20 protein-coding genes are annotated in these 23,166 nt (G+C 38.8%); 7 read left to right on the top strand and 13 right to left on the bottom strand.

What is annotated here, in order from left to right:
- Nucleotides 1-12 precede the first annotated feature (12 nt).
- The 4 genes from J7E57_RS18755 to miaB form a co-directional block, all read right to left on the bottom strand.
- Nucleotides 13-1,059 carry a hypothetical protein gene (locus J7E57_RS18755; protein ID WP_215124720.1) on the bottom strand — a complete coding sequence of 349 codons (1,047 nt, stop codon included), beginning with the start codon at nucleotides 1,057-1,059 and terminating at the stop codon, nucleotides 13-15.
- 74 nt (nucleotides 1,060-1,133) lie between these two features.
- Entirely contained in the window at nucleotides 1,134-1,646 is a 513-nt protein-coding gene (locus J7E57_RS18750; RefSeq protein WP_215124721.1) for an LptE family protein, read from the bottom strand.
- Nucleotides 1,647-1,731: 85 nt separating this feature from the next.
- Entirely contained in the window at nucleotides 1,732-2,976 is a 1,245-nt protein-coding gene (locus J7E57_RS18745; protein ID WP_215124722.1) for a sigma-54 interaction domain-containing protein, read from the bottom strand.
- A 69-nt stretch (nucleotides 2,977-3,045) separates the two neighbouring features.
- On the bottom strand, nucleotides 3,046-4,461 hold the full coding sequence (miaB, locus tag J7E57_RS18740) for a tRNA (N6-isopentenyl adenosine(37)-C2)-methylthiotransferase MiaB (protein ID WP_215124723.1): 1,416 nt from the start codon (nucleotides 4,459-4,461) through the stop codon (nucleotides 3,046-3,048).
- Nucleotides 4,462-5,313: 852 nt separating this feature from the next.
- On the opposite strand from miaB, the gene J7E57_RS18735 reads away from it, so the two are divergent.
- From J7E57_RS18735 to J7E57_RS18720, 4 genes are all read left to right on the top strand, one after another.
- On the top strand, nucleotides 5,314-7,101 hold the full coding sequence (locus J7E57_RS18735; RefSeq protein WP_215124724.1) for a hypothetical protein: 1,788 nt from the start codon (nucleotides 5,314-5,316) through the stop codon (nucleotides 7,099-7,101).
- Nucleotides 7,102-7,169: 68 nt separating this feature from the next.
- Nucleotides 7,170-8,984 (top strand): hypothetical protein, encoded by a 1,815-nt coding sequence (locus J7E57_RS18730; RefSeq protein WP_215124725.1) that lies wholly within the window; start codon nucleotides 7,170-7,172, stop codon nucleotides 8,982-8,984.
- A gap of 50 nt (nucleotides 8,985-9,034) precedes the next feature.
- Nucleotides 9,035-9,592 (top strand): LemA family protein, encoded by a 558-nt coding sequence (locus J7E57_RS18725; RefSeq protein WP_215124726.1) that lies wholly within the window; start codon nucleotides 9,035-9,037, stop codon nucleotides 9,590-9,592.
- Nucleotides 9,592-10,548 (top strand): DUF3137 domain-containing protein, encoded by a 957-nt coding sequence (locus tag J7E57_RS18720; protein ID WP_215124727.1) that lies wholly within the window; start codon nucleotides 9,592-9,594, stop codon nucleotides 10,546-10,548. The genes J7E57_RS18725 and J7E57_RS18720 overlap by 1 nt, the downstream gene beginning before the upstream one ends.
- A gap of 221 nt (nucleotides 10,549-10,769) precedes the next feature.
- Here the strand turns inward: J7E57_RS18720 and J7E57_RS18715 are convergent, their stop codons facing one another.
- The 8 genes from J7E57_RS18715 to gltX all read right to left on the bottom strand — a co-directional run bounded on the left by J7E57_RS18715 (nucleotide 10,770) and on the right by gltX (nucleotide 20,290).
- Nucleotides 10,770-11,135: a response regulator gene (locus J7E57_RS18715; RefSeq protein WP_215124728.1), complete on the bottom strand. Its 366-nt coding sequence runs from the start codon at nucleotides 11,133-11,135 to the stop codon at nucleotides 10,770-10,772.
- A 19-nt stretch (nucleotides 11,136-11,154) separates the two neighbouring features.
- Nucleotides 11,155-11,739: a chemotaxis protein CheB gene (locus tag J7E57_RS18710; protein ID WP_215124729.1), complete on the bottom strand. Its 585-nt coding sequence runs from the start codon at nucleotides 11,737-11,739 to the stop codon at nucleotides 11,155-11,157.
- Nucleotides 11,724-12,542 carry a CheR family methyltransferase gene (locus J7E57_RS18705; protein ID WP_215124730.1) on the bottom strand — a complete coding sequence of 273 codons (819 nt, stop codon included), beginning with the start codon at nucleotides 12,540-12,542 and terminating at the stop codon, nucleotides 11,724-11,726. Before J7E57_RS18705 ends, J7E57_RS18710 begins: the two co-directional genes overlap by 16 nt.
- A 3-nt stretch (nucleotides 12,543-12,545) precedes the next feature.
- A complete protein-coding gene (locus J7E57_RS18700) occupies nucleotides 12,546-12,917 on the bottom strand; it encodes a two-component system response regulator (protein WP_215124731.1) in 372 nt (123 codons plus the stop codon).
- A gap of 16 nt (nucleotides 12,918-12,933) precedes the next feature.
- The gene (locus J7E57_RS18695) at nucleotides 12,934-16,518 is read right to left on the bottom strand and encodes a response regulator (RefSeq protein WP_215124732.1); all 3,585 of its coding nucleotides are present in this window, start codon (nucleotides 16,516-16,518) and stop codon (nucleotides 12,934-12,936) included.
- A gap of 18 nt (nucleotides 16,519-16,536) precedes the next feature.
- Nucleotides 16,537-17,670, bottom strand: a complete 1,134-nt coding sequence (locus J7E57_RS18690; protein ID WP_215124733.1) for a hybrid sensor histidine kinase/response regulator — start codon at nucleotides 17,668-17,670, stop codon at nucleotides 16,537-16,539.
- Nucleotides 17,671-17,774: 104 nt separating this feature from the next.
- Nucleotides 17,775-18,617 carry a neutral zinc metallopeptidase gene (locus J7E57_RS18685; protein ID WP_215124734.1) on the bottom strand — a complete coding sequence of 281 codons (843 nt, stop codon included), beginning with the start codon at nucleotides 18,615-18,617 and terminating at the stop codon, nucleotides 17,775-17,777.
- 164 nt (nucleotides 18,618-18,781) lie between these two features.
- Nucleotides 18,782-20,290, bottom strand: a complete 1,509-nt coding sequence (gene gltX, locus J7E57_RS18680; protein ID WP_215124735.1) for a glutamate--tRNA ligase — start codon at nucleotides 20,288-20,290, stop codon at nucleotides 18,782-18,784.
- A 224-nt stretch (nucleotides 20,291-20,514) separates the two neighbouring features.
- Between gltX and J7E57_RS18675 the strand changes: the two genes are divergently transcribed.
- Genes J7E57_RS18675 through J7E57_RS18665 form a run of 3 tightly spaced genes read left to right on the top strand, consistent with a single transcriptional unit; the run spans nucleotide 20,515 to nucleotide 22,625 of the window.
- Nucleotides 20,515-21,723 carry a sensor histidine kinase gene (locus J7E57_RS18675; RefSeq protein ID WP_215124736.1) on the top strand — a complete coding sequence of 403 codons (1,209 nt, stop codon included), beginning with the start codon at nucleotides 20,515-20,517 and terminating at the stop codon, nucleotides 21,721-21,723.
- Nucleotides 21,704-22,213 carry a DinB family protein gene (locus tag J7E57_RS18670; protein ID WP_215124737.1) on the top strand — a complete coding sequence of 170 codons (510 nt, stop codon included), beginning with the start codon at nucleotides 21,704-21,706 and terminating at the stop codon, nucleotides 22,211-22,213. Before J7E57_RS18675 ends, J7E57_RS18670 begins: the two co-directional genes overlap by 20 nt.
- Nucleotides 22,203-22,625, top strand: coding sequence for a hotdog fold thioesterase (locus J7E57_RS18665; RefSeq protein ID WP_215124738.1), 423 nt, complete (start codon nucleotides 22,203-22,205; stop codon nucleotides 22,623-22,625). Before J7E57_RS18670 ends, J7E57_RS18665 begins: the two co-directional genes overlap by 11 nt.
- Before the next feature lie 131 nt (nucleotides 22,626-22,756).
- Here J7E57_RS18665 and J7E57_RS18660 read toward each other — a convergent pair whose 3' ends face one another.
- On the bottom strand, nucleotides 22,757-23,122 hold the full coding sequence (locus J7E57_RS18660; RefSeq protein WP_215124739.1) for a DUF6249 domain-containing protein: 366 nt from the start codon (nucleotides 23,120-23,122) through the stop codon (nucleotides 22,757-22,759).
- Nucleotides 23,123-23,166: the final 44 nt, after the last annotated feature.

Here is a 23,166-nt window from a genome sequence, read left to right as displayed (position 1 = left end):
TAATATTATATTTTAAAATTTCTTTTCTATAGATTGAATAAGGTCGGCAAAGTAACGGCTTTTTTCCGGATATTTCAAACTTAATTTTTTATAAGTATCTATGGCTTTGTGATAAAGCATTTGCTCGATATAAATTTTAGCTAAAGTCTCCGAAACAAGGTCGTAATTGTCTTCTGCACTTTTCTTTGCCTTATTTTCATTGTCTATCTGTTCTGGCTTCGGAGGCTTAATTGTTGGATCTTCTTTTAAGAACCGCTCGATAATTTCAGCTCCCTTTGCATCTTTAATTTCGGCAGAAGGATATTCTGCTAAATGATCGGCTACCTCGAAAGGCGTTTGAATGTGAAAGATGTGCTCTACATATTGCTGTTGAAACTCAGCTCTTTCTTGCTGTTGGTTATTTTGCGGCTGTGGTTTTACTTTACCAGCGTTAGGGCGGGCATAAGGCTGAAAAATCTGCTCGTGCTCTTTACGGGTTTTAGCCAACCACCATAAAAACGTGTACGGAAGCTTATCGTCGTTATATTGCGAAACAAAATTCCTTTCGGGCTCATCAGGAACAACCGTTTCAATTTCTGGTGCGGTTGTAACCACATCCGTACTTAATTTCTGTTCAAAGGCAAAGAAATCGGTAGCAGCTACACTTTCAATAAAAGAATCATTATCTGCAGGTAAGTCCATTAAATGACTATCAATACCCGGCAGGTGATTTGGCGTTTCTATAGGAATTACTGGGTTTTCTGAGTGAAGATCCGGAGCTAATTCTCCTATTTCTTCAAAAACTACCTGTTCATCCTGTGTATTTTCAGCAACTACCTCTTTAATTTCTTCTTCTGTTGTTTCGCGGACTGCAACCATATTTAATACATGGAACAGTACATGCCCCTGGCTATAAAGTGCTGCTTTTGGTACTGCTGATGCATTAGCCTTGGCTAACAGTAAATGAATGGGCTGGGCATATGGAAATTGCGCCACCATTTCCTGCAACATGGATACATGCTCTGGTCCAACCTTTCCAGGTTGCGCAAGTAAATCTGCCAGTAGCTTTTTGTTATCCATTATCGAGGTTTGCCGCTAAGTTAAAAAAATGTAGACGGGTTTTGAAAATTTTGTCTTTTAGAATCCTGCTTTATTTACCACTGTGCAAATGCACGGTTAAAAATATCTTCCGATAATTGTTTGTTGATGTTTTCGATAGCTCCGGGCAATAAGGTTTGAATTGGTGCCCCATTGATCGGAAAATCGAAATATCTGGTAAAGCTTTCTTCAAAACTTTCTTTTTCGTGTTCCTTTATATTGTTCTTATACTTTACCGAAACGGTTATGGTTAATCTGTTTGCACCCGAAGTAGGTGTAGCACTATTTTGAAGCGCAACCGGCTTAATATCATAGCCCGTTATTCTGCCTTCAAACGATGCATCGCCTTCGCCTGTGGGAGAAATAATCAATTTGGTCTGATTACGGATCCGGGTTTTTAACGATTCAGTAATCTGGTTACTTAATGTTGGTACCACTAATGGTGCATTATTTTCAAATACCCGAACAACCACTGTTTTTAATCCTGTTGTTGATGCTCCATTGAATTTATAAGAGCAGGCGCTCAATATTGAAGCAATAAGGATTAAAGCAAATACTTTTATTTTCATCAGTATAATTATTAATTTATGCTCATTGTTTTCAATGGCGTTAATGAGCTCGCAAAAGCTCGGTTTGTTTTTAAAGTCGATGAAGCTATAAATTTAATTCTTTAATTTTTCTGTACAGGGTACGCTCTGAAATGCCCAGTTCCTGTGCAGCAAACTTACGTTTACCCTTGTGTTTTTTTAATGCTTTTTTAATCAGATCCGATTCTTTATCCACTAATGATAAAGATTCTTCTACCTCTTCGGCCTCGTGTGCAAAATAATCAGTATTGTTATTGTTGTTATTATTATTGCTTGGTGTAGGTTGCTGAATGGTAAAGGCATGCTCTTGCCCTGCGGGCAGTTCTACATCGCGGTATAGCTGATTGATATACTGAGGATTATCTGCCAAAACGGTAGCGGTATTTCCGCCATGCTGAATAATTTCGGCAACAAGTTTTTTAAGCTCAACCATATCCTTTTTCATATCGAAAAGTACCTTGTACAAAATATCTCTTTCTGTAAAATCTTCTTTCGACTGAGAATTAATCGTCATTGGCAGGTTACTTCCGGCCTCGTTCGGGATATAGTTTAAAATGGCTTGTCCGGTTACATTTCGGTCTTTTTCCAATACGCAGATCTGCTCGGCAATATTTTTTAACTGACGAACATTACCCGGCCAGCTATAATCGGTTAAGATCTGAATGGCATCTGGCTCCAAATGTAATGCAGGGCTACGGTATTTATCGCTAAAATCGGCAGAGAATTTTCTGAATAATAAATAAATATCTTCTTTACGCTCTTGCAAAGCCGGTATGCGCAATGGAACGGTATTTAACCTGTAATATAAATCTTCGCGGAATTTTCCGTTTTTAACGCGGTTATATACATCAACATTGGTTGCGGCAATAATGCGAACGTCTGTTTTCTGAACTTTAGATGAGCCTACGCGCAAGTATTCTCCGCTTTCTAAAATACGCAGCAAACGTGCCTGTGTACCCAAAGGCAGCTCAGCAACCTCGTCTAAAAAAATGGTTCCGCCGTTTGCTACTTCAAAGTAACCCTTACGTGCCTCATGTGCACCTGTAAAAGATCCTTTCTCGTGACCAAACAATTCAGAATCAATGGTTCCTTCGGGAATGGCGCCGCAGTTTACAGCAATAAAAGCACCGTGTTTACGGGCACTCATTTGATGGATAATCTGCGAGAATACCTCTTTACCACTACCACTTTCGCCTGTTATTAACACCGACATATCAGTTGGTGCTACCTGGCTTGCAATATCGATAGCACGGTTAAGCAATGGCGAATTGCCAATAATACCGAACCGCTGTTTAATATTTTGTGTATCCATTCTTTACATTTGAGTATTGAGATTTGAGATATTAGACTTTACGCCTCTTGCCTTCTACCCTCTACCTTTTTAAACTATTTTACCAATTAACGTAGCTGATGTACATTTTTCGATAAATACATTTGCATACTGGCCTGGTTTAACGCCTTCAATTGCAGGGAAAATCGCCATGGCTCCGCTATCTCCTCTTCCGCAATAATCCAGATCAGATTTTTTAGAAGTGCCTTCAATCAAAACACGAACGGTTTTACCCACCCACTCTTGTAGGCGCATTAACGAATGTGCTTGTTGCTTAGCTAAAATCTCAGCTAAACGGCGTTTTTTTACTTCCTCAGGAATATCATCTTCCAATTTACGGGCAGCTAAAGTTCCTGGTCTTTCAGAATAAGTGAAGTTATATGCAAAATCATATTCTACGTAATCCATCATGCTCAGGGTTTCTTGATGCTCTTCTTCTGTTTCAGTACAGAAACCAGCGATGATATCGGTAGAAATTGCACAACCCGGGATAATGTTACGGATGGCATCAATACGATTAATATACCATTCGCGGGTATAAGTCCTGTTCATTAGCTCCAATATGCGGGTATTCCCCGATTGAACTGGCAAGTGGATATAGTTACAGATGTTATCGTGTTTGGCAATGGTATGTAAAACCTCGTCGGTAATATCTTTTGGATGCGAAGTAGAAAAACGCACCCTTAAATCAGGACTAACCAAAGCTGTTTGCGCTAAAAGTTGCGCAAAGTTTACGGTTTCAGTTCCATCTTCCGATGTCCAGGTATATGAATCTACGTTTTGGCCTAAAAGCGTAACCTCACGGTAACCAGCTTCAAATAAACCTTTTGCTTCTTGTATAATGGAATGGGCATCGCGGCTACGTTCGCGGCCACGGGTAAAAGGAACCACGCAGAAAGAACACATATTATTGCAGCCGCGTGTAATAGAAATAAAAGCAGTTATTCCGTTGCTGTTTAAACGAACCGGACTAATATCTGCATAAGTTTCTTCACGGGATAAAAGTACGTTAACCGCTTTATGTCCACTTTCTACCTGTTCAATTAAGTTAGGCAGATCGCGGTAAGCATCAGGGCCAACTACTACATCAACCAACCGCTCTTCTTCTAAAAATTTAGATTTTAAACGCTCTGCCATGCAACCCAAAACCCCAACAATTAACTTCGGGTTACGGCGTTTTTCGACGCCAAACTGCGACAAGCGGTTCCTAACCCTGGTTTCAGCATTTTCACGGATAGAACAGGTATTGATGAAGATTACATCGGCCTGGTGATAATCCCCTGTGGTTTCAAATCCTGTTTCAGAAAGAATAGAGGCAACAATTTCACTATCAGCAAAATTCATTGCACAACCATAACTTTCTATGTATAATTTACGGGCATCGGCCTTAATTGGTGTATCTAAAATTAAAGCTTCACCTTGCCTGGCTTCATCGTGCGTCTTATCCTGTACTTGTAAATCAATCATTATTTAAAAACATTTTGGGGATTGCAAAAATACATAAATAAAATTAAAAGTGACAAATTGACATATTTTGTTTAAATGTTTACAGTACGATTATGATAAGACTGGGAGAAGCTCCCAATTAATCCATATTTTACATAGCTGAATAAAAATTTTTTGGAAATGTATGGTTCGGTGCCTGGTGGAGGGCTGCAGTCCCGCTATCCCTACTGCCGATAGAAAAAATTGGCATTCGTACTATCGGGTTTAGATTACAGCTGCTGTTGCTACTATGAGTGGTTTCCATGCCACCGTCCTAACCCACCTAGCCCTTGGCGGAGCGGTACCCTGCAGGCAGGAGGCATCCCGAACTTTCGGGAAAGCGCACAAGCGCAGTAAAGGAACAAGCGGTGTTTCTTATACTGCCCTTGCGCTCCAAAAACAATTTTTACAAAATATAATCTGATTAGCGCTATAGAACTACCCGATTCTTCGGACAAAAGGTTTTGGAAATGTACAGTTCGGTGCCCGTGGAGGATTGCAGCCCCGCCCCCGCTTCTGCCCCAATTGAAAAAATTGTGGCATCCCGCTAAGGTCGGGTTTAGGTTACAGCTGTTCTTGCTACTATTAGGGGTTTCCGTGCCAGCAACCTAACCGATTTAGCCCTTGGCAAAGCGGTACCCTGTAGGCAGGAGGTATCCCGATTTTTCGGGAAAGCGTACAAGCAAAGCAAAGGAACAAACGTTGTTACTTACACAGACCCTGCGCTCCAAAAACTATTTTATCATTCTCCCCTATTTGTCTTTAGGCTTTTCCCTTTCCACTTCGAAAAACCTTTCGCTCTTCTATCTGTTACCTATCGATAAACCATAATAAATGACAGCTCAGCATAGAAATAAAGTTTGGATCTGGATAGGAAGCATATTCGGCATATTGATTTTAATTGTTGCATTTGGCGCCATGTTTTTAAGTGCCCGATGGAAACCCATATTGACCGAAAAAATTAAGGCCGGGGTTTATAATGGCTCCCACCACCTCTACCGGATAGATTTTAAAAGCATTAACTTAAACGTAATTACAGGTAGCCTGGCGCTGCGCGATGTTACATTAATGCCCGATTCGGCCGTTTTCGATAGCTTAAGAAAAAAACAACTAGCACCTGCACATACTTTCGAGCTTAAATTGAAGAAACTACAAATTAGCCGTGTTGGAATATTAACGGCCTACTTTAAAAAACGGATAGCTGTAAATGAAATCCTTTTACAAAAGCCATCTATCAATATGATTTTTAACAAAGTAACCAAGAAACCCGACAGCATAAAAGATGAAAAATCGCTTTACGAGCAGATTTCGAAAACTTTTAAATCGGTACGTGTTAAAAGCATTAAAATTGTAGATGCAGATTTCGATTACATCAACAAAACCGCAGCAAAAAAAACCAAAAACTCGATCAAACACCTCGATGTTAACATTAACGATTTTTTATTGGATTCACTTTCGGGAAATGATACGACAAGATTTTACTATACAAAAGATGCATCCTTTCAGATTGCGGGTTATAAATCGATAACGAAAGATAAAATGTACTCAATGAAAGTTGACACCATTAAAGGCTCTACAGCATCAAAAAAAATAACGGTTAAAGGATTTAAACTTACCCCATTGTACGATGAGCTTACTTTTGCAAGAAAGTACAAGATCCAGAAAGACCGGTATAACTTCAATTTTGATAAAATAGAATTTAACGGCGTCGATTTTATTGGTTTAAATACCGACCAGAAACTGCATGCAAAATCGCTGAGGATTGGCCCCGCAAATGTTGAGGTTTTTATGAGCCGCGAATCGCCTCCGCCTCCAGGCTTTGATAAAGGCCGAAACTACCCGCATATGGCCCTAAAAAGATTAAACATACCTACCCTGATTGATACAGTAAAGCTGAGAAACATTAATGTTAAATATGCTGAATTTAACCCGGCGAGTAAAAAAATTGGATCGGTTGACTTTAAGGCGCTAACAGGAAACATTTTAAATGTAACCAACGATAGTTTACAATTGCGCAAAAAGAGCCATGCTCTGGCAGATTTAAACTCGCTTTTAATGGGGACCGGAAAGCTGAATGTAAAAATCGATTTCAACCTTACCGATAATAATGGTGCATTTACCTACAGCGGGAATCTGAGTAAATTTGATATGAAAAAGTTAAATCCACTATCAAAATCGCTGGGTCTGGTTGAAATAGAGAGCGGCAATATACAACATGTTGATTTTAAGGCGAACGGAAATTTAAGATCTGCAAGGGGATCGATGAATATGTTGTACACCGATTTAAAGGTGAAATTACTATCAGACAATATTGATGGCGAGGGAACCAAGGAAAAAGGTTTTTTGTCTTTTTTGGCCAATGTCATTTTAGTTAAAAACGAAAATCCACAAAAAGGCGAAGCACCAAGAACAGCAAGCATGGCCAATACCAGAATTAATTCGGCCTCCTTTTTTAACCTGATGTGGAAAACCGTTTTTGTGGGTATAAAGGATATTGTAGGCGTTGGTGTGGTTCCTGAAAAGAATCCGGTAAAACAGCAAAAAGTAATTGCAAAAAAAATAAGGGAACAAAAACGGGCAGACAGAAAAGCAGCACGGAAGGCCCGGAGAGAAAAAAACTGATCTTATACTTTTCAAATATATGTTTATAACCGTATATTGCTAATAAAACCACAGCCTCTCATTTTTTAATGCCTGATACCAGAAGATACCGTTATAAAGTTTTTAAATGGATTGCGTGTACATTACTCAGTGTTTTTATTGTACTTGCAGGTATAGCCTGGTTGTTAAATGTTAAGTCTCGCCCTATTTTAACCGATAGGATCAAAACACTCCTATACAAATCAACCGATAGTTTATATACCATTAGTTTTACCAAGGTTTCTACCAATGTTTTTACGGGCAATGCCACCTTACAGAATGTAAAAATAATACCTGATACCAATCGGTTTAAGCAACTCATAGCCTTAAAAAGAGCACCAAATAATTTATATACGGTGTCTTTAAAAAAACTGGTGGTGAAGCACTTCCACCCATTAACCTTGTACCGAGAAAAAAAACTTCAGCTGGAAGAAATCGTATTTGATAAACCTGAAGTAACAATGGTTAACCGGCAATTTGCTTTTAACGAGGGGCGTGCACCCAGGCCCATTAAATCGCCTTACGATATCATCTCTAAAAACCTGAAAGAATTTAGCATTAAAAGCATCAGGTTTAAGGATGTAAGTTTTAAATACATTAATAAAAATGTACCCAATTCAGTACCTTTCTCTATTGATGACCTCAATATTACCTTAACCGACCTGCTTGTAGATTCTACGTCTGCTGAAGATCCTACAAGATTTTATCTGATTAAAGATATTGTGATTAATCTGAATAACTATATATACCGTACGCCAGACAAGATGTACGATATCCAATTAGATAAACTGGATTTTAGGGCAACAACGGGTAAGTTAAGGATTAACAGTTTTGCTTTAGTACCACTGCACGATGAGATGAACTTTGGCAAAGTTGCAGGGTTTGCGAAGGAACGTTTCAACATCAAGATGAGCGACATTATGCTTAATGGGATTGATTTGCCTTTATACATTAGCAAACAAGAACTTTGGGCAAAAGAAATGGCCATTACCAACGGTTTCGTTTCAGTATTTAACCATAATGGCCTCCCCAAAAAACACCAGGAAAGCAAAGTCGGAAAGTTTCCCCATCAGCTTTTGCAGCTTCTTGATGCGCCTATTCTGGTCCAGAAAATCCAGCTGAAGGATATAAATGTGAATTACGCTGTTTACAACAATGAGAGTAACCAAAAGGGGCAGATTAGTTTCGAGCACACCTCGGGCATTATAAAAAACGCCACCAACCTCGAAAAAATTAAAGCCATAAACCCTATTATGGAGGTTAACCTAAACACTTACCTGTTTGGGCAGGGAAAGCTTGGTGTAAACTTTATATTTGATCTTACCGCTAAAGATGGTGCCTTTTCTTACAATGGGGTTTTACACAATTTTAACGCGCGGGTTTTAAATCAGATTACCAAACCCTTAGGCTTGGTCCGCATTAACCGTGGGAGCGTAGATAAATTGAAGTTCAATTTTAAAGCGAACGATTTAGGCGCTAAAGGAACGGTAGCGTTCTCCTACTACGACCTTTCTGTAGCGCTGATGAAAAACGATCCTGAAAAAGATCACCTGGTTACCCGCGGTTTTCTTTCTTTCTTAGCAAATGCTTTAATCATTAAATCAGAAAACCCCGGTGCAGACGGAAAGCTGATACCTGCAACCGTAAATTACAGCAGGCCGGCAAATACATCTTTCTTTAACATGATCTGGAAGAGCCTTTTTACGGGCATAAAATATAGCATCGGTATTACGGAAGAAAAGCAGAATGAAGTACGTGAGCATATTGCAAAGTTTAAAGCCATGCGGGCCAATCATATGCAAAGGAAACAGAAGCGCTTAGAGCGGCGGATAAGACGGGAACGGGAACAAAATGAAAAGCGATAACATTTTGTAACCTTTTCTTATCTTTATTCTCTAAACCTTAAACTAAAATTATGATTATTGCCCTCGTTATTATCGGATTTATATTCCTTATCGGGATTTTCTTTTACAACTCGCTTATTGGGAAGAAAAACCAGGTAACCAATGCCTTCTCGGCCATTGATGTAATGCTTAAAAAACGGTTCGACCTTATTCCAAATCTTGTTGAAGTGGTAAAACAGTACACTACTTACGAGCAGGGGACTTTGACGAAAATAGTTGAACTAAGATCTAAAGCGGGCTCACCTAACATCAGCAATGCAGAAAAAGCAGATTTAGATGCACAATTGAGCAGCAGTGTGAAAGGTTTAATGGTTAACATCGAAAATTATCCTGATTTAAAAGCCAATACCAACTTTATTAATCTGCAAACCACCTGGACCGAAAGCGAAGAGCAGATTGCCGCTGCCAGAAGAACCTATAATGCTTCGGTAACCGATTACAATAATTCGATTATGATGTTTCCAGGCAGTTTATTTGCGGGAATGTTAAATTTCCAGCCCATTGCCGTTTTAGAAACCACAGCCGAGGAGCGCAAAAATATTAGCGCAAAAGAACTCTTTAATAATTAATGTCGTTCGATATTGCAAATAATGTAGCCTTACAGCAAGTTTTGGCTACAATGGAGGTAGAGCGCAAAAGAATTGCAGGTACCCAAACCAAAGGCTATATTTTTATTGCCGCGGGCATTCTGCTCTGTGTTTTAGGCTTTTTTTTAGGTTTTCCTATTCCTGGTGTAATTGGCGGCTTAATACCCCTTATTTATGGCGGTGTTTTGTTATTTAAAATCAACGATTCTTTAACAGCTTACCAAAATGCCTACAAAACCAATGTAATTGGTGCTGCCCTTAAATTTTTAGACGAAAGTTTATCGATTAATCCCTACCAGGGAATTGAAGCTTCGGAGTTTATGTATACACAGTTGTTTAGCAATGAACCTGATCGTTATAAAACAGAGGATCTGGTAACTGGATGTGCTGATAAAACCCGGTTTTATTTTGCTGAGGTACATGCCGAATATAAAACAGTAACCCAAACAAAAGACGGAACCCGAACAGAGTGGCACGACATTTTTAGAGGAATTATCTTTGCTGCCGATTTTAACAAGAAATTTAATGGTGTAACCATTGTCAGACCAAAAGATTTCGGAGCAGCTTTTGGCGCATGGTTTTCAAAAAACCTGTTTTCTTTTGGCAGTAACGATGTTATTCAATTGGAGAATCTAGACTTTGATAAGACTTTTGTGACTTATGGCTCCGATCAGGTCGAATCCAGATATATCCTTACACCTGCCATGATGGAGCGGATATTAAACCTCAACCATCAAACAAAATATAACATCAGTTTATCCTTTATCGAATCGAGGATGTATATCGCTTTCCCGCTGAACCGGAATTATTTCGAGGCGCCTGTTTTTAAATCATTGCTCAGTCCAGAAACCGTAAATGAAGATATCTCCACCTTAAAGTTTATGTATGATATTGTTAAGGAGCTAGACTTGAATACAAGGATTTGGGGAAAGGAGTAACTGATAGGGTATTCCTAAGAATTAAAAAGAAGTCGTCATCTCGACTGGAACGCAGTGGAATGGAGAGATCTGCCACGATAGATTTCTCGACTTCGTTGCACTCCGCTCGAAATGACGATCTTTCGAGCAATAGAAAACTTCGGAAGTTTAGCAAGGCCTGGGCCTAGACTTACGAAGTTTTCCTGCTCATCAGCCTCTTGAAACTTCGTGAGTCTTCGGCATTAGCTCAAATGTTTTTTCACAATTTCTTCCAGTGCAGCAATATCAAAGGGTTTCGATAAGTAACTATCGGCACCAGCTTCATCGGCTAATGAAGATATATCATTATTGGCCGAAAAATAAATTACCGGAATATGTTTTAAATCAGGATGGTTTTTTAATGCCTTGGTAGCCTGTATCCCTCCCAGATCGGGCAACCAATTATCCATAAAAATTAAATCAGGCATATATGCTGCAACCTGTTCTTCTATGTTATTGGCATTTTCAGATGTTTTTATCTCATACCCCGCATCTTCCAAAATAAATGTACAGAGATCAAGGATATCCCTATTATCATCAAAAACAAATATTTTTTTTGCAACTATCATATTAACTTCCGAAAAGCAATTAACCATTTAACTTATTTATATAATCAGCCATATCGTGGCTATCCAATATCAGATGCGGCTCAACATTCAGCACTGCCTGTTGCGGCATATACGGCATTATGGCCGTATTTGGATTCTGTATAACCACTCTACCTCCAAAATTGTTTACACTTTTTAACCCCTCTACTCCATCTGCATTAGACCCTGAAAGTAGAATACAGACTAATTTTTCTCTAAAAACCTCGGCTGCTGATTGAAAGGTAACATCAATTGATGGCCGGGAATAATTTACTTTTTCCGAATAATCTAAAGATATACTTTGGTCTTCCTCTATCAGCATATGGTAATCTGCAGGTGCAATAAAAACTTTGCCCGGGCTTAAAAACTCTTTTTCTTCTGCTTCACTAACCTCTAGTGTAGTGCGCGATTTTAGCAAATCGGTTAAAAGAGATTCGTTGCTTGCCTTACGGTGAACCACCAATACAATGGGAAAACCAATATCTTTCCTTAGGGCTGGAAAAATTTCGAGCAACACATCTAAACTACCAGCAGAGCCGCCAATAATTAATGCTCCACAAGGCGTAGAATCTACAGTTTCCGCCATATTTTTTCCATTTTAACCCTTTTGTATTCTTTGGCTTTTGGCCAAAACTCCAAACTTTCTTTACTTCCCAAGGCAAGGTATCCTAATTTCTCGATGCTACTATCAAAAAGGTTAAATACTTTATGCTGCAAGTCTTTATCAAAATAAATTAATACGTTTCTACATAAAATTAGCTGAAACTCATTAAAAGAATGATCGGAAACCAAATTATGCGTAGAAAAGATCATCTTACTATTTAAGCTTTCATCAAATTTTGCCAAAGAGTAGTTCGCCGTGTAATAAGCAGAAAAATCTTTTAAGCCACCCGATTGCAGGTAATTTTCTGAATACTGCTTTAAATAATTTAAGGGGAACATGCCTTTTTTTGCCTTATCTAAAACCGATGGATTAATATCGGTAGCATAAATAAGCGATTTATTAAGCAGGTTAAGTTCTTTTAAAACAATGGCAAGCGAATAAGCCTCTTCTCCGGTAGAACAGCCTGCCACCCAAATGCGGATAAATGGATAGGTACCCAGCACGGGAAGGACATCGTTCCGCAAAGATTTATAAAAAGAAGGATCGCGGAACATTTCGGTAACATTAACCGTAATTTCCTCTAAAAACCGCTTAAAATATTGCTTATCTGTTTTAACCGTGTAACGAAATTCGGCGAAACTCACAAAATTATCCAGTCCGTAAAGACGTATAATTCTCCTTTTTATTGATGCATGAGAATATTCCAGAAAATCATACCCATGGCTTTCCAAAACATCATTCAACAGGATTTCTACCTGTTCATTATCTATCGCATCACTTATCACCTGCTATTTTGTAAAATTTTCGATTTGCATTAATAATTCGTCAACATTTATTGGTTTTGAAACATAACCCGATGCACCTGCGCTTAAGCAACGTTCCTTATCGCCAACCATGGCTTGGGCAGTTACCGCTAACACAGGGATATTCTGCATTTTAGCTGATTTTTTCATCGCGGCAATAGCTTGATAACCGTCCATATCCGGCATCATCATATCCATTAAAACGATGGCAACATTGTCATGTTTCTCCATAACAGAAAACCCTTCCCGGGCACTTATAGCAGATAAACAATCGAAACCTTTGGTCTTTAAAACAGCTTTTAAAGCAAAAATGTTTCGGTTATCATCATCAATTATGAGAATTAATTTTTGAGGCATAAAAATAAAAAATGGTTTATGATTTATGATGATTTTCGTATAACCAAACCCTTAATAACGATATCAGCTGATCCATATCTACTGGTTTGCTGATATAATCGGATGCACCTGCGGCAATGCACTTTTCGCGATCGCCCATCATGGCTTTTGCCGTAACGGCCAAAATAGGTAGGTTCCGGTATTTGATATCCTGCCTGATGGCTGTTGTAGTTTCGTAACCATCTAGTTCTGGCATCATCATATCCATTAAAACAACATCAATTTCTGGGTTTTCATTTAATAGCTTGAGGGCTTCCTTACCATCGGTTGCTGCGACCACTTTCATCTGGTGCTGCTCTAACATTTTCGTTAAGGAGAAGATATTGCGCACATCATCATCCGCTACCAGAACCGTTTTACCAACCAATACATCCTGTAATTCGGAAAACTTTTTAGGTGTTTTGCTTTTTTCCTTGCTTTTTTCTTCTACCAGATGAAGGAACAAACCTGCTTCATCCAAAATACGTTGATAAGAATGTGCCGTTTTTACAACGATAGAATCAGCATATTGTTTGATCCGGTTTTCTTCTCCCTTTGAAAGGTTTTTACCGGTGAAAATGATGATCGGTAAATTCTCTAAACCGGGTGTTTTCTTTACCACTTCAAGGGTTTCGTAAGCGTGTTTATCAGGAATACCCATATCCAAAATCACGCAGTTAACCTCCGGCTTATGCAGGGCAGAAACACTTTCGTTTACTTGGTTAACAATTTCTGTCTGGATATTAAAATTGCTTAAAAAATAACTTAATGCCTTGGCATGCTGTTCATTTTCTTCTACAATAAGTACCTTTTTAGGGTGACGGCTTAAGGCATGCTCTAGTTTTGAAAATATTTCTTGCATGTGCTCAAAAGCAAAAGGTTTATTTATAAAATCTACCGCACCTTTTAACAAACTTTCTTTCTTAACCTGTAAAGAAGACATAATGTGCACCGGGATTGGACGTGTTGAAGGATCCGCTTTCAGCTCTTCCATTACCTGCCAACCATCTTTAACAGGCAATTGGATATCGAGTAAAATGGCAAGTGGTTTAAAGGTTTTCGCCATTTCAATACCAGCATCGCCACGAACGGCAACCAAACCTTTATAATTTCTTTTTCGGGTAAAATCTAAAAGTGTTTTGGCAAAAGGGGTATCGTCTTCAACAATTAAAATCACCTTATCATCAGGTTGAATATTATCTCGGTCATCTTCAATCTCTTGTGGAATATTTTCGACCGTTAAGTGGCTCACTTTTTTTACCGGAGCCTCTAAAGCGATTACAGGCTTCTCTATATGAGGTACAGCGCCATCAAAACCTTTATTTCTATCAATGGGCAAGGTAAGTGTAAAAATACTTCCTTCGCCCTCTGTGCTTTTTAAATCTATATATCCGCCCAATAGTTTTGCCAGCTCTCTACTAATTGAGAGTCCAAGGCCTGTGCCACCAAATTTGCGACGTGTTGAGCCGTCGGCCTGTTGAAAAGCTTCGAATACCATTCCTTGCTTTTCGGGTGCAATACCTACGCCTGTATCGGTAACTTTGAATACCAGCGCGCCTAACTTTTCATTTTTAGTAATATTTAGGGTTACCGCACCTACGGTAGTAAATTTAATAGCATTTGATAGCAGGTTTTTAATAATCTGCTCTAAGCGCATTTTATCGGTATGAAAAAACTCAGGAACTTCTGCCGATTTTTCGATAACAAAGTTTAAGTTTTTATCTTTAGCCAAAGGATTAAACAGCGAACGCATGTTAAGGATAATCTCATCAACCTTAATATTTGCCCGATCGAGTTCCATTTTGCCCGCTTCAATTTTAGAAAGATCTAAAATTTCGTCTATTAAACTTAAAAGACCCTGACCTGAACTTTGGATAACCTCTGCATATTCCTGATGCTCGCGATCCATAGCCTCATTTTCAGCCATTAATCTCGATAATAACAATATCGAATTAAGTGGTGTTCTTAACTCGTGCGACATATTGGCCAAAAACTCTGATTTGTACCTCGTACTCAGTTCTAAAGCTTCTGCTTTTTGCTGAATTTCTATATTGCGTTCTTCAATCAGTTCATTTTTTTCTTCCAATAGGCTGCTTCTTTCTTCCAGCTCCTGGTTGCTTTGCAACAATTCTTCTTGCTGTACACGTAATTCTTCTTCGCTGGCCTGAAGTTTTTGTGCCTGTGCTTCGAGCTCTGCATTTAAGCCTTCTAACTCATTGTGCTGAACCTGCAATTCTTCTGATTGTGCCTGCGTTTCTTCTAATAACTGCTGAAGCTTTTGTCTGTTCTGTGCGCCCAACAATGCGGTACCCACATCAGATAAAACCAAGTTTAAAAAGTGTAACTGCAGGTCGCTGTATTTACCGATAGTGCCTAATTCTAAACCGCCTATTGAAATTTCATTTCTAATAATTGGAAGTACGATTAACTGTGCTGGTTTAATATTCCCGGTAGCATGTGTAATGGTTAATTCGCTCTGTGGAACATCATCCAATAATATTGGCTTACCTGTTTTAACCGCCTGGCCAATTAAGCCTTGGCCAAGTTCTAAGGTTTGGGTTAGATTTTGTCCTTGCAAAGCATATTGCCCTTTTAAATGCAGATATCCATCATCTTTAAATAAATAAAGGGCACCGATCTGGCTTTTGGTATAATTGGCCAAAAACTCAATAATATCTTCTGCTAAACGGAAAACATCTTTTTCGCCAACCATTTTTACGTTTAAGTTAGCTACGCCAGTTTGCAACCATTCATTCTCTTCTAAAGTATCGAAAGATTTTTTCAATGATGATGACATTGCGTTTAGCGATTCGGAAAGCTCGCCAATCTCATCCTGGCTTTGGCTATCGAGTTTAATGCCATAATTTCCATTAGAAATTTGATAGGCAATTTCTTTAATGGCAACAATACGTTTTTCCATCTCGGATTTTTTATCTTCAATTTCCTGTTGAAGTTTAACACGTTCATCGAAATCGACTGATACTCTCCGGTAAAAAAACAACGTAATCAGAATGGCAAGGAGCGCTGCAATTAAAATCAGTATCGGGGTATAAGATGTAAGTTTATTTAATTCGTTGGTTCTTTCTTCAAGCAGCCTTTTCTCTTCGGTTATAATGTTGCTTACAATTGATCTGGCCTCATCCATATAAACTTTGCCTTGAAACAAAACCGTAGGATCAATAACACCGCCTAAAGTTTTAATCTCTATGGTCGATTTAATGATATCCATTCTTTTAAAAAGAATTTTTTTAAGCGCTGTTATATTTTTTTGCTGAACGCTGTTATGCCTGGTATTGAGTTCAACTTTTTTTAGTATCGAAGCGGCCGAATCGCTGGCACCATAATAAGGTGTTAAAAACACCTTGTTTCCAGTTAATAAAAAGCCCCGCTGACCAGTTTCGGCATCTTTTAAATAGGATATAATATTCTCCGTATTTAAAATTACTTCATCACTGTGTTTAACCAGCTCGGTACTTTTAATAAGGTTGCCAATACTTACATAAGAAGCCAGCGAACTGATAAATAGAATAATTAGCGATAAGCCAAGGCCTAAACGTAAATTATTTTTAAGAGTTGTTTTCATTATATGGATTAAGGATAATTAGATTTGATTTTTAAGGATTTCCTCTTCTGTGGTGGGGATGATAAAATAAAACTCAGAACCTTCATCCGGCACACTTTTCACCCCAATTGTGCCTCCGTGGCGGTTAATAATTTCCGAACAGATATACAAACCTATTCCAAGGCCATTAAACCGGTTGCTGTTATCTTCCACCCGATAAAATTTATCAAAAATCTTATCTTGCTGCTCTTTTGAAATACCAATACCAAAATCTTTTACTGCCAGATAAAGTTTTTCATCTTTAATATTCGTGGTTAGATTAACCTGATTGGTACCCGGAGCATATTTAATAGCATTCGTAATAAAATTGATGACCACTTGCTCCAAGCGCATTTCATCACCAAATATCATTTCGTCTGTTTTGCCCAGTTTGCTGATTTTAAAATCAGGATTAGATTGCTGCAACATCTCGATGGCATTGTTTACCATGTTATCAGCATAAAAACTTTTCATGTTAAACTTCATCTTTCCACTTTCAATTTTTGAGATATCGAGCAGATCGACAATTAATTCGTTTAGTTTTTCGAGCTGGGTACTCGCTTTTTCGAGATGGTTCTGGGCCATGGTTTTATCATCTCTGTTAAGGCTGCGCTGTAGCAACTGAATGTACCCTTTTACGCTGGTTAAAGGTGTTTTTAGCTCATGACTGGCAATGCTGATAAATTCGTCCTTTTTATGTTCGGCCTGTTTTCGGAATTCGATTTCTTCAAGCAATTTTTCCTGCACCTCGTTAAGCTTTCTATTCTGCTCGTAAATGCGATAAAATGTTTTTATTTTAAGGAGCAGCACATTAATATCAACGGGCTTGGTAATGTAATCCAGTCCACCGCTCAGGTACCCTTTGGTAATAAATTTTAACTCTGTATTTACAGCAGAAAGAAATATAATGGCGGTATCTTTTGCCTTACTAAAACCAGAAATGGTTTCGGCTACCTCGAAGCCATCCATATCTGGCATTTGTACATCGAGAATAATCAGGACGTAGTTGTTTTTTAAAACTTTTTTCAGCGCCTCTTCGCCAGACGATGCGGTATCAACCTCAAAACTGTGTGCCTGTAGTACTTTCTGTAACGAGATCAGGTTTTCGGGCCTGTCATCAACTATAAGGATCATCTTTATTAAAACAAATAAGAAGCCGGGATAATTATGTTTGGTTTTGAGACAAAAATCTCATTAACTGTAAACAAACAATGCGCTGTAAAAAAAGTTTTTATTTTTTATAAATTATTCGAATTAAAGGTATCGCCCTGTTTAATATCTCCAGTTTCAAAACCTTTTTTAAACCAATACATCCGCTGGGCAGAGGTACCGTGGGTAAAAGAATCGGGTTGAACATCGCCTGTAGCCTGTTTTTGCAATTTATCATCGCCTATGGCATTCGCAGCAGTTAGTGCTTCTTCTATATCACCTTCATCCAATTTAAAATCTTTAAGGTTTTGTGCATTGTGCGCCCAAAGTCCGGCAAAAAAATCGGCTTGTAACTCTAATTTTACTGACAAGCGGTTATATTCTTTTTCGCTCACCTGGCCACGTGCCTGATCTAGTTTTTCCGAAATTCCCAATAAATTTTGAACGTGATGGCCTACCTCATGTGCAATTACGTAAGCCTGTGCAAAATCTCCGGCAGCACCGAAACGGTTTTTTAAATCATCATAAAATGATAGATCGATATAAACTTTATGGTCACCTGGGCAATAAAATGGCCCAACGTTAGCTCCTGCATTGCCACAGGCGGTTTGCACTGCTTCTCTAAATAGTCTGAGTTTAGGATACTCATACTGCTTGCCCATCGCCTGAAATTCTTTATCCCATACTTGCTCGGTTGATTCCAATACACCCGCTACAAACTGTGCCTGTGGATCATTAGCCGGAACGCCCTGCTTAACTTCTTCGGTGCCTGTAGTAGCTGGAAGCTGACTAACCAAGCCAGTTAAATCTTTGCCAAAAATTAGGCCGAGCACCACGATTATTATACCTACACCCCCACCGAGGATGGTTTTCCCCCCGCCACCGCTTCTTCCGTCTTCTACATTATTACTGCCTTTACCAAACCATTGCATAATTTACTTTTTTAGTTTAATGAATAACCTTAATTATGGGACAATTGTTATACTAAAGTATAAATTATTTTTATTGATTTATTCTTTTGGATTATTGCAAAAAAAAGAAGCCAAGTTTTTAACCTGACTTCTCCGTATTATCTTATTGCATCGCAGAATGAATGCTAACTATTAAAAACAGTAATTGCTTTTGCTATCCTTGTTTTAGTTTCTGTTATACCCAGCAATACAGCAATATCAAAAACACCAGGCCCAAATTTACCGCCCACCAGCATAATGCGGAAAGGCAACATCAATTCGCCTGGTTTAAAGCCTTTTTCTTCGGCCAAGGCTTTAAAAGCCGCTTCGGCAGATCCCGCATCAGTTAATGTTAAACGATCAGCAAAAGCATTAAAAAAATCAGCTTTTTCGGCTGTCCATTTTGGTTTTACCGAGTTTACATCATATTCTGCCGGCGAAGTAAAAAAGTAACTGCTCTGTGCCACAAAATCAGGCAATAAAGTACAGCGATCTTTAATTAAATCAATAACGGTATTTAAATAAGCATCATCGTTTATTTCAATGTCAACTTTTTGCAACTCCGCTTTAACGCTTGCCGCCAAGCGCCCTGCGCCCTGCGATTTAATCCACTCATGGTTATACCATTTGGCTTTTTCAAAATCGAATTTAGCCCCTGCCTTACTTATTCTTTCTATCGAGAATTTTTCTTCCAGCTCTTTTAACGAGAATAACTCCTGGTCGGTACCATCATTCCAGCCTAAAAGTGCCAGCATATTGATAAAAGCTTCGGGCATAAAACCCATTTCTTTAAATCCTTTGGTTACATCCCCAGTTTTAGGGTCGGTCCAGTTCATCGCATAAACCGGAAAACCTAATCGGTCGCCATCGCGTTTACTTAATTTTCCATGTCCATCTGGCTTTAAGATTAAAGGTAGATGGGCCCATGCAGGCATCTCCGCTTCCCAGCCTAAATATTTCCAAAGTAAAATATGAACCGGTGCCGAAGGCAACCATTCTTCTCCCCTAAAAGCATGACTAATTTCCATCGCCTTATCATCAACCACAACGGCTAAATGGTAGGTTGGCATTCCATCAGCTTTTAGTAATACTTTATCATCAACCAACGAGGTTTCGAAGCTTACATCACCACGGATTAAATCGTTAAAATGTACAATTTCATCGGTTGGTACTTTAATGCGGATAACATGCGGTGTTTTGGCTGCCAATAACTCTTCAACCTCGCTAATGGTAAGGGTTAAAGAATTGCGCATCTGCATACGTGTGGCCTGCCCGTATTGGAAATTTGGAATTTCTTTACGTTTGGCATCTAGATCTTCCGGTGTATCGAAGGCGTAATAAGCATAACCATCGCTAATTAACTGTTCGGCAAATTTACGGTAGCTGGGTTTGCGCTCGCTTTGGCGGTACGGGCCATAAGCCCCTGGGTTGTTAGGGCTTTCATCAGGTGTAATGCCACACCAATCTAAACAGTTTACAATATATTGTTCTGCACCTTCTACAAAGCGGTTCTGATCGGTATCTTCTACACGAAGTACAAAAGTTCCGTTATTTTTTTTGGCAAATAAATAATTGAACAAGGCAGTGCGCACACCACCTAAATGCAAACCTCCGGTTGGGCTTGGGGCAAATCTTACTCTAACTTTCTTATCCATAATTAAGCAAAGAGCAGGGAGTTAATAGCTTAGCGTAATGGTGTAATCCATGCACTAAGCACAACGCACTATGCTCGGTACAAAGATATATTTTTCATCCATTTTATAGTGTTTCATCTGCGATGAAGCGATCATGCATTCGAAATGATTGCTTTAAGGTTTTTGAAAAAGCATAATGGTTTTATGTTTTTTCCGTTTTGTTATGTAATTTGGCTAGCTAAAGCATGAATCCTTATCAAAAGAAACGCCGCTGGAAGTTTTTCCTTCTCATTTTTGCCATCTTAATTGGCATTGCATCCGTATTTTACACTGATTCTTTTGTAAAAAAAATGGAACGCGAAGAGGCCGACCAATTTCATCTTTGGGTGAAAATTCAGGAGCGATCTATGTTTTTATATGACAATGATGATTACCGCACAATAGTTGAAACCGTAAGAAAAAACACCAAAACACCTGTAATCATGACCGATTCGGCTGGAATGATTACTTCTTTTAACGGGCTTGACAGTACAAAAACCAACTACCCCATTTCGGATGCCAAACTTACTTACGATAGTTTATATTTTGTAAGGCAGTTAAGGCAAATGAAGACGCAGCATCCACCTGATGAAATGAATATCTTTGGCAGAAAATTTAAGGCTTACTATCGCGACTCTTTCATTTTAACACAGTTGAGGTATTTCCCATACATCCAAATGGGCGTTATCTTCCTTTTCCTTTTAACAGCTTATGCAGCATTCAGTTCTGCCCGGAAAGATGAACAAGACCATGTTTGGGTAGGTTTGGCTAAAGAAACGGCTCACCAATTGGGTACACCAATATCATCACTCATGGCCTGGACGGAGCTAATAAAATCTAAATTCGATGCAGAAGATGATCCGTTGATTGCCGAAATGGAGAACGATATTAAACGATTGGAAATTATTACCGACCGTTTCTCGAAAATCGGTTCTAAACCTATACTCGAAGATCATACGGTTTACATCGTAATCAGCGATTTTATACGCTATTTTAAAGTACGTACCTCAGATAAGGTTAAATTCAGCATTACCGGCGATGAGCAGGTAAGGGCCATGCTAAACGTTCCATTATTTGATTGGGTAATTGAAAACCTTTTAAAAAACGCAGCAAACGCAATCGAAAACGAAGGGTCAATCTCCATTAACATTATAGAAAATTTAGCCAAAGAACAGGTGTTTATTGATGTGAGCGATACCGGGAAGGGTATTCCGAGATCTAAGTTCGATGCCGTTTTTCAACCCGGCTATACTACACGTAAACGTGGCTGGGGCTTGGGCTTATCGCTTACCAAACGTATTGTAGAAAATTACCACAGTGGAGAAATTTTTGTAAAAGACTCTGAACTGGGTAAAGGCACAACTTTTAGAATAATATTAAAAAGCAGTTTAAGATATGAACCGACCACAGCCTAACGAATATCCAACTTGGGGCGAAACCTATATCAGTAAAGTAGATCGAGATATTTTCGAAATTTTAAACGATCAGATGCTAAGTCTGCCTGGCTTGTTTAGGGCAAACGCCGATAAGGCTGATTACGCCTATGCTGAAGGCAAATGGACACTAAAAGAAATGTTAGGTCATATTATTGATGCTGAACGTGTTTTTGCCTTTCGCATTACCTGTTTTGCCCGAAAAGAACAGCAGCCTTTACCAGGTTTCGAGGAAGATGACTATGTAACCAATGCCCGCTTTGCCGAGCGAGATCTGGAAGATCTGATCGAAGAATTTATTGCACTTCGTAAAGCCAATTTATACCTTTTTAAATCTTTAAACGAAGAGGAACTGAACAGAAAAGGAATTGCTTCGGGCAGGGAAATTAATGTAAAATCTATTTTATTTATTGTGGGTGGCCATATTATCCATCATGTTTACATTTTAAAAGAACGTTACCATGTGGTTTAAAAATTTCACAGTTGACGAGCTGAACGACCGCCCTAAAAATCATTTAGGTGCGCTGCTCGACATCCGCTTTACTGAAATTGGTGAAGATTTTATTATCGGAACCATGCCTGTTGATGAACGTACACATCAACCCACAGGGATTTTGCACGGCGGCGCCTCGGTGGTTTTGGCAGAAACCTTGGGCAGTATTGCTTCTTATATGTGTATAGATCCTGAGAAGTATGTTGCTGTTGGTTTAGAAGTAAACGCCAACCATTTACGGCCAGTAAAAAGTGGTTTGGTAAAAGGCATTTGCAAACCTTTACATATTGGGGCCAAAACCCAGGTTTGGGAAATCAAAATTTACGATGAACGCGGAAAGATGAACTGCATTAGCCGTTTAACCGTAGCGATTATTAATAAGCCGCAGTAGATGTGCTGTCAGATGTTTCCATCTGACTGTTATTTAAATCTAAAAGTAAGTTATCTAATGCTGACAATACAAGAATAAAGAGAAGGCAAGTTTTTATAGCGATGTGGCCATTAAACTTGACTTCTCTGATATTAAAACATTTTATTGCTATCCAGCCATTTCTTCTCTACAAGGTAAGAAACAATTAAACCCAGTCCGCCGAAAATTCCAATGAAACCAAAGTAAATGGCTACCGATTGTCCTTGCTCACTACGCGTCATGTCGCTGCCGAACACTCCTCTAACTGTAAATAGTGCTACCAACAGGCCGATTCCTAAACCAACCAAAAGCAAACCGAACTTTAAACTTAAAAACGGTTTTGGTGTAGCCTTATGCACCCCCGGATCGATTCCCCTTTCGATCATTGCCATTTTCTCTTTGTTTGATAGGTAGCGAATTCCGAATACCATTGCGAATGCACCTAAAAAAAGTGAGATTGGGATTAATATACCTTCCATGATTATAATTTTTTAATTTGTAAATATTCTATTGTTTAAATTGA

This window comes from Pedobacter sp. ISL-64, assembly GCF_018613605.1.
Classification (GTDB): Bacteria; Bacteroidota; Bacteroidia; order Sphingobacteriales; family Sphingobacteriaceae; genus Pedobacter.
This window is presented reverse-complemented; position numbering and strand designations above follow the sequence as displayed.

Bases quoted from the DNA above. Each gene is read 5' to 3' on its own strand.
- gltX (WP_215124735.1), bottom strand. From the start codon at position 20,290: ATGGATAAGAAAGTTAGAGTAAGATTTGCCCCAAGCCCAACCGGAGGT.
- J7E57_RS18660 (WP_215124739.1), bottom strand. From the start codon at position 23,122: ATGGAAGGTATATTAATCCCAATCTCACTTTTTTTAGGTGCATTCGCA.
- J7E57_RS18685 (WP_215124734.1), bottom strand. From the start codon at position 18,617: ATGCAATGGTTTGGTAAAGGCAGTAATAATGTAGAAGACGGAAGAAGC.
- J7E57_RS18700 (WP_215124731.1), bottom strand. From the start codon at position 12,917: ATGCCTCAAAAATTAATTCTCATAATTGATGATGATAACCGAAACATT.
- J7E57_RS18730 (WP_215124725.1), top strand. From the start codon at position 7,170: ATGCCTGATACCAGAAGATACCGTTATAAAGTTTTTAAATGGATTGCG.
- J7E57_RS18745 (WP_215124722.1), bottom strand. From the start codon at position 2,976: ATGGATACACAAAATATTAAACAGCGGTTCGGTATTATTGGCAATTCG.
- J7E57_RS18715 (WP_215124728.1), bottom strand. From the start codon at position 11,135: ATGATAGTTGCAAAAAAAATATTTGTTTTTGATGATAATAGGGATATC.
- J7E57_RS18670 (WP_215124737.1), top strand. From the start codon at position 21,704: ATGAACCGACCACAGCCTAACGAATATCCAACTTGGGGCGAAACCTAT.
- J7E57_RS18735 (WP_215124724.1), top strand. From the start codon at position 5,314: ATGACAGCTCAGCATAGAAATAAAGTTTGGATCTGGATAGGAAGCATA.
- J7E57_RS18665 (WP_215124738.1), top strand. From the start codon at position 22,203: ATGTGGTTTAAAAATTTCACAGTTGACGAGCTGAACGACCGCCCTAAA.
- J7E57_RS18725 (WP_215124726.1), top strand. From the start codon at position 9,035: ATGATTATTGCCCTCGTTATTATCGGATTTATATTCCTTATCGGGATT.
- J7E57_RS18720 (WP_215124727.1), top strand. From the start codon at position 9,592: ATGTCGTTCGATATTGCAAATAATGTAGCCTTACAGCAAGTTTTGGCT.
- J7E57_RS18695 (WP_215124732.1), bottom strand. From the start codon at position 16,518: ATGAAAACAACTCTTAAAAATAATTTACGTTTAGGCCTTGGCTTATCG.
- J7E57_RS18755 (WP_215124720.1), bottom strand. From the start codon at position 1,059: ATGGATAACAAAAAGCTACTGGCAGATTTACTTGCGCAACCTGGAAAG.
- J7E57_RS18675 (WP_215124736.1), top strand. From the start codon at position 20,515: ATGAATCCTTATCAAAAGAAACGCCGCTGGAAGTTTTTCCTTCTCATT.
- J7E57_RS18690 (WP_215124733.1), bottom strand. From the start codon at position 17,670: ATGATCCTTATAGTTGATGACAGGCCCGAAAACCTGATCTCGTTACAG.
- J7E57_RS18710 (WP_215124729.1), bottom strand. From the start codon at position 11,739: ATGGCGGAAACTGTAGATTCTACGCCTTGTGGAGCATTAATTATTGGC.
- miaB (WP_215124723.1), bottom strand. From the start codon at position 4,461: ATGATTGATTTACAAGTACAGGATAAGACGCACGATGAAGCCAGGCAA.
- J7E57_RS18750 (WP_215124721.1), bottom strand. From the start codon at position 1,646: ATGAAAATAAAAGTATTTGCTTTAATCCTTATTGCTTCAATATTGAGC.